Below are 12,664 nucleotides of genomic sequence, written 5' to 3'. Positions count from 1 at the left end.
ATGGCTGTTCAGCAGAACAAAAAATCCCGTTCCGCTCGCGACATGCGTCGTTCGCACGACGCCCTCGAAGCGAACGCTCTGTCCGTGGAAAAGAGCACCGGTGAAGTTCACCTGCGCCACCACGTGTCGCCCGACGGTTTCTACCGCGGTCGCAAAGTGATCGACAAAGGTTCCGACGAGTAATTCTCGATCGAAATCGTCATCGCGATCGATGCAATGGGCGGGGACTTCGGTCCCCGCTGCATTGTTCCTGCTTCACTCGACGCCCTCGAGCGTTTCCCCGCCTTACATCTCCTTCTCTGTGGTCAGCGCGACGCCCTGTCGGCCTGGTCACCGCCTGCCTCTCTTGCCGCTCGCCTGCAGTTCGAATACGTCGATGGCCTCGTCGGGCCCGATGAGCGACCCGCTGCCGTGGTGCGTAGTCGCACCCGCACGTCCATGCATGCCGCGCTCGAAGCGGTGCAGCAAGGCCGCGCCCAGGGCTGCCTGAGCGCCGGCAATACCGGGGCCTGGATGGCGCTTGCGCGCTTGCTGCTCGGGACGCTGCCGGGCATCGATCGCCCGGCCATGGTGTCGGCGCTGCCCGGGCGGGGCAGGCATCAGACGCTGCTGCTCGATCTCGGCGCCAATCTCGACACCACCGCCGAACAGCTGGTGCAATTCGCCTATCTGGGGGCGGGTGCGGCCCAGGCCCGCGGCCTGGCGCGGCCAAGGGTCGCGCTGCTCAATGTCGGTCGCGAACCGGGCAAGGGCACGCCGGTGATCCAGGACGCCGCACGGCGTCTCGCCGAGAGTCAGGCCTTCGACTTCATCGGCTTCGTCGAGGGCAGCGATCTCTATGCCGCGGTGGCGGATGTGGTGGTCTGCGATGGCTTCACCGGCAATGCCGTGCTCAAGTCCGGTGAGGCGCTGCTGCGCCTGCTGGTCGAGCGCAGCGGCACGGCCTCCTGGCTCGAACGTCGGTTGCTGCAGCCCTGGCTGGCCCGGCGTTTTCGCCACTGGGATCCGGAGTTGCGCAACGGCGCGAGCTTTCTCGGCCTGAATGCGGTGGTGGTGAAAAGCCATGGCGCGGCAGGCGAAGTCGGTCTCGTTCAGGCCATCGAGCGTGCCCTGCGCGACGTCGAGACTGATCTCCCCGGGCGGATCCGGTTAAACTTGGCGGTTCTGAAAGCGGTGTGACCGACCGGTCGACACCGACATCTCAGTCTGTCAGTGGCGGAACCGCGGTTTCGCCGGCAATGGACCTACAAGAGACCTGCCTATGTCCGCCTCTCTCGCTTTCGTCTTTCCCGGTCAGGGTTCCCAAGCCCTGGGCATGCTGGGTGAGCTGGCCACGCACCACGCGCTGATCGGCGAAACCTTCGCCGAAGCGTCCGCCGTCCTCGGCTATGACCTCTGGGCGCTGACCCAGCAGGGCCCGCAGGAGTCGCTCAACCAGACCGACCGTACCCAGCCCGCCATCCTGACCGCCTCCATCGCGCTGTGGCGCCTGTGGCTGGCCGAAGGCGGCGCCAAGCCGGCCTATGTCGCGGGTCACAGCCTGGGCGAGTATTCGGCGCTGGTCGCCGCGGGCAGCCTGCCGTTCGCCGAGGCGGTACGCCTCGTGGCGCGCCGCGGGGAGCTGATGCAGGAAGCCGTGCCGGCTGGGCAGGGCGGCATGGCCGCCATCCTGGGCCTGGAAGATGCCCAGGTGCTGGCGGCCTGTGCCGAAGCCGCCCAGGGTGAAGTCGTGAGTGCGGTCAACTTCAATGCCCCGGGTCAGGTGGTGATCGCCGGTGCCGCTGCTGCGGTGGAGCGCGCCATCGAGGCTTGCAAGGCCCTGGGTGCCAAGCGTGCCGTGGCCCTGCCGGTCAGCGTGCCCTCCCACTGCGACCTGATGCGTCCCGCGGCCGAGCGCTTCGCCGAGGATGTGCGTGGTTGCACCTGGAGCCAGCCGGAGATTCCGGTGGTGCAGAACGTCAGTGCCGGCGTCAACACCGACCTGGCCAGCCTCCAGCAGGATCTGCTGGCCCAGCTGTACAGTCCGGTGCGCTGGGTCGAATCCGTGCAGTACCTGGCTGCTCAGGGCGTCACCCACCTGGTGGAGTGCGGCCCCGGCAAGGTGCTGGCCGGTCTGAACAAGAGATGCGTCAAGGGCGTGGAAACACTGGCCCTGGACAACCCCGACGCCTTCGCCGCCGCGCGCGCGGCTTTTTGAATCGAGGAAAACGAGATGAATCTGCAAGGTAAGGTCGCCCTGGTCACGGGTGCTACCCGTGGTATCGGTCAAGCCATCGCCCTGGAACTGGGTCGGCTGGGCGCCACCGTGATCGGCACCGCGACCAGCGAGGCGGGCGCCCAGCGCATCGCCGAATCGCTCAAGGCCAATGGCATCGAAGGTACCGGTCTGGTGCTCAACGTGTCCGACAACGCCTCCGTCGCGGCCGCCCTCGAGCAGGTCCAGGCGCAATTCGGCGCGCCGTCGATCCTGGTCAACAACGCCGGCATCACCCGCGACAACCTGATGCTGCGGATGAAGGACGATGAGTGGTTCGATGTGATCGATACCAACCTCAACAGCCTGTTCCGTCTCTCCAAGGCCGTGCTCAAGGGCATGACCAAGGGTCGCTGGGGTCGTATCATCAGCATCGGTTCGGTGGTGGGTGCCATGGGCAACGCCGGTCAGGCCAACTACGCCGCCGCCAAGGCCGGTCTCGAGGGCTTCACCCGGGCGCTGGCCCGCGAGGTAGGTTCGCGCAACATCACCGTCAACGCCGTGGCCCCGGGTTTCATCGATACCGACATGACCCGTGAGCTGCCGGAAGCCCAGCGCACCGCGCTGCTGACCCAGATCCCAGCCGGCCGCCTCGGTCAGGCCGACGAGATCGCCAAGGTGGTCGGCTTCCTGGCGGGCGAGGGCGCGGCCTATGTGACCGGCGCCACGATCCCCGTGAATGGCGGAATGTACATGAGCTGACCGGCGTTACCCCCGCGCGGCTATTGCGCTAAGCTGGTAAACTGTCGGACCAGCAATGGCCGCGCATACGTCTTGATGTCGCGTCAGCTTGAAATACGGAAATCCCTTTCTATACACTTACGCGCAATCCGTTGTGCGGATTTTTCCTTTAGGAGTGAGAACACGGTATGAGCACCATCGAAGAACGCGTTAAGAAGATCGTCGCTGAGCAGCTCGGCGTGAAGGAAGAGGAAGTTACCAACAGCGCTTCCTTCGTCGAGGATCTGGGCGCCGACTCCCTTGACACCGTCGAACTGGTGATGGCTCTGGAAGAGGAATTCGAGACCGAAATCCCGGACGAGCAGGCTGAGAAGATCACCACCGTCCAGGAAGCTATCGACTACATCGTTGCTCATCAGCAATAAGTAGTCGCCAGTTTCGGACACAAGAAGCCGCACGTCCTGTAGGGCGTGCGGCTTTTCTTTAGGTCCAAGGTCAAGATCGATGCAATCGGCTTTTTTTAAGAGGGGTGGCCGCCCCGGAAGGACAAGAGGAGTTGGGTGTGTCGCGTAGACGTGTCGTGATCACGGGTATGGGCATGGTATCGCCGCTTGGCGCCGATGTGGCGAGCAGCTGGGAAGGCATCCTGGCCGGTCGCAGCGGTATCGCGCCGATCGAGCATATGGACGTCTCTGCCTTCAGCACGCGTATCGGCGGATCGGTCAAGGGATTCGACGTGGAGCAGTACCTGTCCGCGAAGGAAGCCCGCAAGCTGGATCTGTTCATCCAATACGGTCTCGCTGCCAGCTTCCAGGCCATGCGTGACAGCGGTCTCGAGGTCAACGATGGCAATCGCGAGCGCGTGGGTGTCGCCATGGGTTCCGGCATCGGTGGACTGACCAATATCGAGGCGAATTGCCAGTCGCTGCTCGCCCAGGGTCCACGCCGTATTTCCCCCTTTTTCGTACCGGGCTCCATCATCAACATGGTGTCCGGCTTCCTGTCGATCCATCTGGGTCTGCAGGGTCCCAATTACGCCATCGCCACCGCCTGTACCACGGCGACGCACTGCATTGGCATGGCGGCGCGCAACATCGCCTACGGTGAGGCCGATGCCATGGTCGCCGGCGGTTCCGAGATGGCGACCTCGGGTCTGGGTCTAGGCGGCTTCGGCGCGGCGCGTGCCCTGTCGACCCGCAACGACGATCCGACCCGTGCCAGCCGTCCATGGGATCGCGACCGTGACGGCTTCGTGCTGTCCGATGGCGCCGGCGCCCTGGTGCTGGAAGAGTACGAGCACGCCAAGGCGCGGGACGCCCGCATCTATGCCGAACTGATCGGCTTCGGCATGAGCGCGGACGCCTTCCACATGACCGCACCGCCGGAAGACGGCGCGGGTGCCGCTCGCTGCATGAGGGCGACCCTCAAGGACGCCGGTATCGCGCCGGAAGCGGTCGACTACGTCAATGCCCACGGCACCTCCACGCCGGCCGGCGACCTGGCCGAAGTGGCGGCCCTGAAGCAGGTGTTCGGCGAGCAGGCCAAGCGCCTGAGCGTGAGTTCGACCAAGTCCATGACCGGTCACCTGCTGGGTGCCGCCGGCGCAGTGGAGGCCATCTTCACGGTGCTCGCCCTGCGTGACCAGGTGGCGCCGCCCACCATCAACCTGGACAATCCCAGCGACGGCTGCGATCTGGACTTCGTGCCCCATGAGGCACGGCAGCGGCCCATCGAAGTGGCCCTGTCCAATTCGTTCGGCTTTGGTGGCACCAACGGCAGTCTGGTGTTCCGGCGCTTCGACGCTTGATCCAGGACTGGCTCAACGGCCAACCGCTGGATCCCGGTCTGCAACGCGACCGGGGTCTGGCCTATGGCGATGGGCTGTTCGAGACCATCGCGGTACGCCGGGGCCAGCCCCGTTTGCTGGACCGTCATCTGCAGCGGCTGGCGAGGGGTTGCCAGCGACTGCGCATCCCCTGCGATGTAGCTCAGCTGGACGCCGAGATCCGCGCCTATGCGGCGTTGCTGGGGGAGGGCGTCGCCAAACTGCTGCTCACTCGTGGCGATGGCCTGCGCGGTTATGCCCCGCCGGCTGAACCCGAGGTGCGACGCCTGCTGCTGGGCTCACCCACACCGGCCTATCCACCCGCTTGCGCGACCGAGGGCATCGCCCTCTATCCCTGCACGACGCGCCTGGCTACCCAGCCGTTGCTGGCCGGGCTCAAGCACCTGAATCGACTCGATCAGGTCCTGGCGCGTGGGGAATGGACCGGCACCGACTATGCCGAAGGCCTGATGCTGGATCAGGACGGCAGGCCGATCGAGGGCGTGTTCAGCAATCTGTTCCTGGTCCGCGCGGGGCGGCTGCTGACCCCCGCGCTCGACGGCTGTGGCGTGGCCGGTGTGCTGCGCGGTCTGCTGCTCGATATCGCCGCCCAGGAAGGCATTCAGACCGAGGTCCTGCCGCTGGCGCTGGACGATCTGCTGGGGGCCGACGAAGTTTTCCTCTGCAACAGCCAGTACGGTATCTGGCCCGTGCGCCGGTACGCAGCCGCGAACTGGTCCGTGGGCCCGGTGACCCGTAAACTGCAAGGTTCGATAAACGAGATTCTGGAATAGCCGATGCGCAAGGCGAGAGCTCTGCTTACGGCGCTGCTGGCCGCTGGCGGCCTGCTGCTGGTCCTGGCCGGTTGGCGCCAGCACCAGGCGCTGATTCAGCCGCTGAAGGTCGACGGCGAGCAACTGATCGAGATCTCCAAGGGCGCGACCCCGGGCGGCAGCCTGCTGCGCCTGGAAGAGCAGGGTGTGCTCGACGGCGCCTTCTGGCTGCGCCTGTACTGGCGCTTCAATCTGGCCGGGCAGACGCTGCACAGCGGTGAATACCGCCTGACCCCCGGCATGACGGTGGAGCAGTTGTTCAGCCTCTGGCGCAAGGGCGAAGTGGTGCAGTATGGCCTCACCGTGGTAGAAGGCTGGAATTTCCGTCAGGTACGCGCCGCCCTGGCGCGGCAGCCCAAGCTCGAGCACGACACCACGGAGCTGGACGATGCCGCCCTGATGAAACGCCTGGGCCTGGACGGCCAGCATCCCGAGGGGCGTTTCTTCCCCGATACCTATCGCTATGTGAAGGGCCAGCGCGAATCCGATCTGTTGCGCCAGGCCAACCAGCGCCTGCAGGCCGTGCTCGATCAGGAATGGCAGGCACGCGATCCCGCGGTGCCCTACCAGGACGCCTACCAGGCGCTGATCATGGCCTCGCTGGTGGAGAAGGAGACCGGCGTGCCCGAGGAGCGTGACGAGATCGCCGGGGTCTTCGTCCGCCGCTTGGCGGCCGGCATGCTGCTGCAGACCGATCCCACGGTGATCTACGGCATGGGCGAGCGCTACAGCGGCCGCATCACCCGCGCCGATCTGCGCGAGCCCTCGCCCTACAACACCTATCTCAACGCGGGACTACCGCCGACGCCGATCGCCATGCCGGGTCGCGAGGCCCTCCACGCGGCGCTGCATCCCAAGGACGGCGACAGCCTTTACTTCGTCGCCCGTGGCGACGGCAGCCATGTCTTTTCCAAGGACCTGGAGGCCCACAACCAGGCGGTCCGCGACTTCCAGCTCAAGCGGCGCTCCGACTACCGCTCCAGCCCCGCTCCGCAGATGCCCGACAGCAAGGAAACCCCATGACGGCAAACGGCCTGTTCATCACCCTCGAAGGCCCCGAGGGCGCGGGCAAGAGCACCAATCGCGACTATCTCGCCGAACTTCTTAGCGCCAGCGGGCGCGAGGTGGTGCTGACCCGCGAGCCGGGTGGCACGCCGCTGGCCGAGCGTATCCGCGAGATCCTGCTGGCGCCGGCGGCCGAGCCCATGGCGGTGGATACCGAATTGCTGCTGATGTTCGCCGCGCGTGCCCAGCACCTGGCCCAGGTCATCCGGCCCGCCCTGGCGCGCGGGGCCCTGGTGCTCTGCGATCGCTTCGTCGATGCGACCTATGCCTACCAGGGCGGCGGTCGCGGCGTACCCGTCGAGCGCATCGCCACCCTGGAGTCCTTCGTGCTGGGCGACCTGCAACCCGATCTGACCCTGGTTTTCGACCTGCCGGTGGACATCGGCCTGGCCCGTGCCGCCCGCCGTGGCGCCCTGGACAGATTCGAGCAGGAGCAGCGCGCCTTCTTCGAGGCGGTGCGCCAGACCTATCTGGATCGCGCCCGGGCCGTGCCGGCCCGCTATCGCCTGATCGATGCCTCGCGCAGTCTCGCCGAGGTGCAGGCGGAGCTGCGCGCCCTGGTCGCCACCCTGGAGCCGACGCTCGGTGGCTGACGTCTATCCCTGGCAGCAGGACCTCTGGGCGCGGATCTCGCCCCGGAGGCAGCATCCCCATGCCTATCTGCTGCATGGTCCGCGCGGCATCGGCAAGCGTGACCTGGCCGAGCGCCTGGCCGCCCTGCTGCTGTGCCAGGCGCCCCAGGGCGATGCCGCCTGCGGCCAATGCAAGGCCTGTTCCCTGCTCAGGGCCGGGACCCATCCCGATTACTGCGTGATCCAGCCGGAAGAGGTCGAGAAGCCCATCCGCGTCGATCAGATCCGCGGCCTGGTGGACTTCGTCACCCAGACCGCCCAGTTGGGCGGGCGCAAGCTGATCCTGCTGGAGCCGGTCGAGGCGATGAACCTCAATGCCGCCAACGCCCTGCTCAAGAGTCTGGAAGAGCCCTCGGGCGCTACGGTGCTGCTGCTGGTGAGTCACCAGCCGAGTCGCCTGCTGCCCACCGTGCGCAGCCGTTGCGTGCAGCAGGCCTGTCCGGTGCCCTCGCGCGCCGAGAGTCTTGCCTGGCTGGGCGAACGCCTGCCGGACCTCGAGGAAGAGATCCGCATCCAGTTGTTGGTGCTGGCCGGCGGCTCGCCGCTGGCGGCCCTGCGCCTGCATGGCGAGGACGTGCTCGCCCGCCGGGCGCTGGTGGTGGAGGGGGTGAAACGCCTGCTCAAGCGCCAGGCGGCGCCCAGCCAGCTGGCCGAGAGCTGGAACGCCGTGCCGCTGCCGCTGCTGCTCGACTGGTTCTGTGAATGGACCCACGGCATCCTGCGCCAGCAGTGGGGTGGCGCGGACGCCGAAGCCGCACCGGACATGGCCAAGGTGCTAGGTTACCTGGCCGAGAAGGGCACGCCCCAGGCGGTGTTGGCCCTGCAGGAATGGCTGCATGCCGAGCGGCAGAAGGTGCTGGGCAAAGCCAACCTCAACCGCGTATTGTTGCTGGAATCGCTGCTGATCCGCTGGGCCGGCCTGGTGCCCGGACGCTAGCGATCCGCGCGTCCGTATTGCCTGTCTCGAGAGAATCTCATGAGTTTGCCGCAGAACCTGGGCCCCCGTAATGGCATCCTGTCCCTGACCATCAAGGACAAGTCGGTGCTCTATGCCGCCTACATGCCCTTCATTCGCAACGGTGGCCTGTTCATTCCGACGGGCAAGACCTACAAGCTCGGCGACGAGGTCTTCATGCTGCTCAACCTGATGGACGAACCAGACAAGATTCCGGTCGCCGGCAAGGTGGTCTGGATCACTCCCAAGGGCGCCCAGGGCAATAGGGCCGCCGGGGTCGGCGTGCAGTTCAACGAAGGCGACAATACCGCGCGCAACAAGATCGAAACCTATCTGGCCGGCTCGCTGAAGTCGGACCGTCCCACCCATACCATGTGATGCCTGCGCCGTCCCGCTCGGGGCGGGGCGTCGCTGCTGATTCAAGGCTATTTCTCGTGCACTTCGTCGACTCCCACTGTCACCTGGATCGACTCGATCTCTCCCTCCATGACGGCTCCCTGGACGCAGCGCTGGATGCCGCGCGCGCCCGGGGCGTCAGCCAGTTCCTCTGCATCGGCGTCGATGCCGGCAACGCCCCCACGGTGCAGGCCCTGGCCGAACGCTATGCCGACGTCCACTGCGCCGTGGGCATCCACCCGCTGGATGCCGCCCAGGGCAGCGCCATCGATCTCGACTGGTTGCTGGAACGGCTGGCCCATCCCCGCGTCGCCGCCATCGGCGAGACCGGGCTGGACTATCACTATCAGCCGGACACCGCCGAGATCCAGCAGCGCTCCTTCGCCCTGCACCTCGAAGCGGCCCGACGCACGTCGCTGCCGCTGGTGATCCATACCCGCGAGGCGCGGGCCGACACCCTGGCCATGCTGGGCGCCGCTGACCTGCCGGGCGCCGGGGTGCTGCACTGCTTCACCGAGGACTGGGCAACCGCCAAGGCGGCGCTGGACCTGGGCTTCTACATTTCCTTTTCCGGCATCCTGACCTTCCGCAATGCCGCCGACCTGCGCGACGTCGCGCGCCAGGTGCCGGCCGATCGCCTGCTGGTGGAAACCGATTCGCCCTATCTGGCTCCGGTGCCCCACCGCGGCAAGGCCAACCTGCCGCAATTCGTGGTCGAGGTCGCCCAGTGCCTGGCCGACGTGCGAGGCGTCAGTTTGGAGACCCTGGCCGAGCAGACCACGGCCAACTTCCGCCGGCTGTTTCCCCGCGCCACCCTCTAGGTAAAAAAATGGCCCGGGTATCCTGGGATACCCGGGCCGGACCAGCGGTTCGCCTGGACGGAGAGCCGCCTCCCTGGTCCGCGCCGCGGGGGTCGACACGGCCAGTCACTTGAGTATTGGTCAGCTCGGGGAAAGGTCCAGTCGGGATTGGACGTTTTTTAAACAGTTTTGGAATAGCACTGTCCCGACACTGGCTATCCCGGGCCTTTCGGGCCATTAGAAGCGCGCCAGCGCCCCGACCAGATCCAGCGTCTGTTCCAGCACGTGCTCGCTGGTATAGAAGTGCGGCGACAGGCGGATGCCCGGACCCCGCTGGGCGCAGACCACGTCGGCGGTCTTGAGGCGTTCGAACAGTTGGCGGTTGTCCCAGCCCTCGAGCGAGAAGGTGAGGATGCCCGAGCGGCGCTCGGCAGTGACCGGTGAGTGCAGGACGGCTCCGGGCAGGCGGCGGATATGGCTGTCGAGCAGCTCGATCCGCGCCAGCAGGTCCTTGCCGACCTGTTCCATGCCGGCATCTTCCAGCAGGGACAGACTTGCCTCCAGGGCCACCGCACCGAGCATGTTCGGGCTACCGCACTCGAAGCGCATCGCCGTCCTGGCCGGTTGCCATTCGCGCTGGCTGTAGTCGCCGGCGTTGTCCAGCATGTGCCAGCCGTATTCGTGCAGCTTCAGCTGCTCGCGCAGATCGGCGCGGCAATAGAAGACCCCCAGGCCTTCCGGGCCGAGCATCCACTTGTGACCGTCGGCCATGGCGAAGGCGCAGTTGCAGGCCTGGGCATCGAAGGGCAGGGCGCCCAGTTGCTGGATGGCATCGACGCACAGCAGTACGCCCTTGGCGTCGCAGCCCTGGCCCAGCTGGGGCAGGTCCAGGCGCAGGCCGCTGGCGTACTGCACGGCGCTGATGGCCATGAGTCGGGTGCGCGGGCCGCAGGCGGCCAGCAGATTGGCCTCGGGGGTGTCACCCAGGCTGACTTCCACCACCTCGACGCCAAAGCGGACCAGGGCTTCCCAGACCACCCGGTTGGAAGGGAACTCCTCGTCGCTGATCACCACCTGGTCGCCGCTCTGCCAGTCGAGGCCGAAGGCGACGAAGGAAAGCGCCTCCGAGGTGTTCTTCACCAGGGCGATGTCGCTGCTGGACGGCGCATTGAGCAGGCGGGTCAGGCGATCGCGCAGGCGCTGCTCCAGGACGAGCCAGGTCGGATAGTTGCGCGCACCGTATTGGCAGTTTTCGGCGGCGAATTCGGTGACGGCCTGCGCGGCGCGCTTGGGCCACGGGGCCACGGCCGCGTGGTTGAGGTATCTCATGGCGTAGGCCTGAGGGAATTCGTGCTTCCAGGAAGACATTGACTCGATCCGTGCAATCTGGGTGTGATGGGGCATAATAAGGGGCGCGCCCGCGCGGTTCACCGATGCTTTCGGTGCAGCTCGCCCAAGGTGTGACGAAGTGCCGGTATGCCGAGGGGTGACTGGCGATTCGAAGGCCCTATCCCTTTTCAAAACAACAAGTGGGCTGCCATGCAGAAAGAATCCCGCAAAGTCCGCGAGTTCCGTCGCCGCGAACAGGAAATCCTCGATACCGCCCTGCAGCTGTTTCTCTCCGAAGGAGAAGACAGCGTCACCGTCGAGATGATCGCCGAGGCGGTCGGTATCGGCAAAGGCACCATCTACAAGCACTTCAATTCCAAGGCCGAGATCTATCTGCGGTTGATGCTGGATTACGAGCGGGACCTGGCCGAGCTGTTCCAGTCGGACAACGTCGCCCGCGACCGCGAAGCGCTCTCCCGCGCCTATTTCGAGTTCCGCATGAGCGATCCGCAGCGCTATCGCCTGTTCGATCGACTCGAGGAGAAGGTGGTCAAGACGCGTCAGGTGCCCGAACTGGTCGAGCAGCTGCACAGTATCCGCACCTCCAACTTCCAGCGGCTGACCAGCCTGATCGAAGGTCGCATCGACGAAGGCAAGCTCGAGGACGTGCCGCCCTATTTCCATTACTGCGCCGCCTGGGCGCTGGTGCATGGGGCCGTGGCCCTTTACCATTCGCCGTTCTGGCGCGACGTGCTGGAGGATCAGGAAGGTTTCTTCCAGTTCCTCATGGAAATCGGCGTGCGCATGGGCAACCGCCGCAAGCGAGACGTCGAAACGCCTGTCCGATCCTAGGGTCCGATAGAGGCAGGGATGCCGCGCCATCCCTTTTCTCTTGTCCCACTGGAGTACCCCCAAGATGATCGTCGACCGCCAGGGTAGGGCGTTTCGCAACTTGCGGATCAGCCTCACGGCGGCCTGCAACTATGCCTGTACGTACTGCGTGCCCAACGGCAAGCGGCTCGTGGCGGCGCAGGACGAACTCGGTGCCGAAACCATGGCCCGGGGTGTGGAATACCTCATCGATGCCGCCGGTATCGAGCGGCTGCGCATCACCGGGGGCGAACCCTTGGTCACGCCGCGGCTGGAACCCTTTCTCTCCCGTGTCTCCCAGCTCGGCCTCAAGGACATCAGCCTAACCACCAACGGTCAGCTGCTGCCACGCAAGCTGGATTTCCTCATCGATCACGGCATCCGTCGCCTCAACGTCTCCCTCGACACCCTCGATGCCGAAGCCTTTCCGCGTCTGGCGCGGGGAGGCGATCTGGCCACGGTGCTAGCCGGTCTCGAAGCGGCCCGTGCCGCCGGCCTCAAGATCAAGGTGAACATGGTGCCCCTGCGCGGCCAGAACCTCGACCAGGTGCTGCCGCTGCTGGACTACTGCCTGGAGCGGGGTTTCGAACTCCGGTTCATCGAGCTGATGCGCATGGGGCACCTGGCCAAGAATCCCGCCACCTTCAACAACCAACTGGTGCCCCTGGCCGAATTGCTGGAGATCATAGGTTCGCGCCATGTCTATGTGCAGGCGGATGCACCGGTGGATTCCACGGCGCTGCGCTATCGCGTCGAGTCGGGCGGCCACTTCGGCGTCATCGCCAATGAAAGCGTGCCCTTCTGCCGGACCTGCTCGCGGCTGCGGCTGTCGTCCACGGGCTGGCTGCACGGTTGCCTGTCGTCTAGCAATCGCCATTACGTCGGCGATCTGCTGGACAAGCCGCGTCACCTGGCCCTGCCGGCGCTGCAGCGGCTGCTGGTCAAGGCCCTGGGCGACAAGCAGGAGGTGGCCTTCTCGGGGGGCGTGACCGTCATGAAGATCATCGGCGGCTGATCTACCGGC

The 12,664-nt window shown here is 66.0% G+C and carries 15 protein-coding genes; 14 read left to right on the top strand and 1 reads right to left on the bottom strand.

Features of this window, described 5'->3' with window-relative positions:
• The 12 genes from rpmF to RCF34_RS05795 all read left to right on the top strand — a co-directional run bounded on the left by rpmF (nt 1) and on the right by RCF34_RS05795 (nt 9,462).
• A complete protein-coding gene (rpmF, locus tag RCF34_RS05850; protein WP_007160601.1) occupies nt 1–183 on the top strand; it encodes a 50S ribosomal protein L32 in 183 nt (60 codons plus the stop codon).
• A 6-nt stretch (nt 184–189) separates the two neighbouring features.
• The gene (gene plsX, locus RCF34_RS05845) at nt 190–1,179 is read left to right on the top strand and encodes a phosphate acyltransferase PlsX (RefSeq protein ID WP_374941162.1); all 990 of its coding nucleotides are present in this window, start codon (nt 190–192) and stop codon (nt 1,177–1,179) included.
• An 82-nt stretch (nt 1,180–1,261) separates the two neighbouring features.
• The gene (gene fabD, locus RCF34_RS05840; protein ID WP_308707299.1) at nt 1,262–2,197 is read left to right on the top strand and encodes an ACP S-malonyltransferase; all 936 of its coding nucleotides are present in this window, start codon (nt 1,262–1,264) and stop codon (nt 2,195–2,197) included.
• A 15-nt stretch (nt 2,198–2,212) separates the two neighbouring features.
• Entirely contained in the window at nt 2,213–2,956 is a 744-nt protein-coding gene (gene fabG / locus RCF34_RS05835; RefSeq protein WP_308707298.1) for a 3-oxoacyl-ACP reductase FabG, read from the top strand.
• Between the two features lie 167 nt (nt 2,957–3,123).
• On the top strand, nt 3,124–3,360 hold the full coding sequence (gene acpP, locus RCF34_RS05830) for an acyl carrier protein (RefSeq protein ID WP_007160597.1): 237 nt from the start codon (nt 3,124–3,126) through the stop codon (nt 3,358–3,360).
• 137 nt (nt 3,361–3,497) lie between these two features.
• Nucleotides 3,498–4,742, top strand: a complete 1,245-nt coding sequence (gene fabF / locus RCF34_RS05825; RefSeq protein ID WP_308707297.1) for a beta-ketoacyl-ACP synthase II — start codon at nt 3,498–3,500, stop codon at nt 4,740–4,742.
• Nucleotides 4,742–5,554 carry an aminodeoxychorismate lyase gene (gene pabC / locus RCF34_RS05820; protein WP_308707530.1) on the top strand — a complete coding sequence of 271 codons (813 nt, stop codon included), beginning with the start codon at nt 4,742–4,744 and terminating at the stop codon, nt 5,552–5,554. The genes fabF and pabC overlap by 1 nt, the downstream gene beginning before the upstream one ends.
• A gap of 3 nt (nt 5,555–5,557) precedes the next feature.
• Entirely contained in the window at nt 5,558–6,616 is a 1,059-nt protein-coding gene (gene mltG / locus RCF34_RS05815) for an endolytic transglycosylase MltG (RefSeq protein WP_308707296.1), read from the top strand.
• On the top strand, nt 6,613–7,251 hold the full coding sequence (gene tmk, locus RCF34_RS05810; RefSeq protein WP_308707295.1) for a dTMP kinase: 639 nt from the start codon (nt 6,613–6,615) through the stop codon (nt 7,249–7,251). Before mltG ends, tmk begins: the two co-directional genes overlap by 4 nt.
• A complete protein-coding gene (locus RCF34_RS05805) occupies nt 7,244–8,227 on the top strand; it encodes a DNA polymerase III subunit delta' (RefSeq protein WP_308707294.1) in 984 nt (327 codons plus the stop codon). The genes tmk and RCF34_RS05805 overlap by 8 nt, the downstream gene beginning before the upstream one ends.
• A gap of 39 nt (nt 8,228–8,266) precedes the next feature.
• Nucleotides 8,267–8,623, top strand: coding sequence for a PilZ domain-containing protein (locus tag RCF34_RS05800; protein ID WP_017641886.1), 357 nt, complete (start codon nt 8,267–8,269; stop codon nt 8,621–8,623).
• A gap of 56 nt (nt 8,624–8,679) precedes the next feature.
• Complete coding sequence (locus RCF34_RS05795; RefSeq protein ID WP_308707293.1) at nt 8,680–9,462, top strand: TatD family hydrolase; 783 nt, start codon at nt 8,680–8,682, stop codon at nt 9,460–9,462.
• Nucleotides 9,463–9,678: 216 nt separating this feature from the next.
• On the opposite strand, the gene RCF34_RS05790 is transcribed toward RCF34_RS05795, so the two are convergent.
• Complete coding sequence (locus RCF34_RS05790) at nt 9,679–10,809, bottom strand: aminotransferase class V-fold PLP-dependent enzyme (protein WP_308707292.1); 1,131 nt, start codon at nt 10,807–10,809, stop codon at nt 9,679–9,681.
• 171 nt (nt 10,810–10,980) lie between these two features.
• Between RCF34_RS05790 and RCF34_RS05785 the strand changes: the two genes are divergently transcribed.
• Entirely contained in the window at nt 10,981–11,622 is a 642-nt protein-coding gene (locus tag RCF34_RS05785; RefSeq protein WP_007160588.1) for a TetR/AcrR family transcriptional regulator, read from the top strand.
• Between the two features lie 64 nt (nt 11,623–11,686).
• Complete coding sequence (locus RCF34_RS05780; protein ID WP_308707291.1) at nt 11,687–12,655, top strand: radical SAM protein; 969 nt, start codon at nt 11,687–11,689, stop codon at nt 12,653–12,655.
• Nucleotides 12,656–12,664 lie beyond the last annotated feature (9 nt).

The organism is Pseudomonas sp. 102515, assembly GCF_031085165.1.
Lineage (GTDB): Bacteria > Pseudomonadota > Gammaproteobacteria > Pseudomonadales > Pseudomonadaceae > Chryseomonas.
This window is presented reverse-complemented; position numbering and strand designations above follow the sequence as displayed.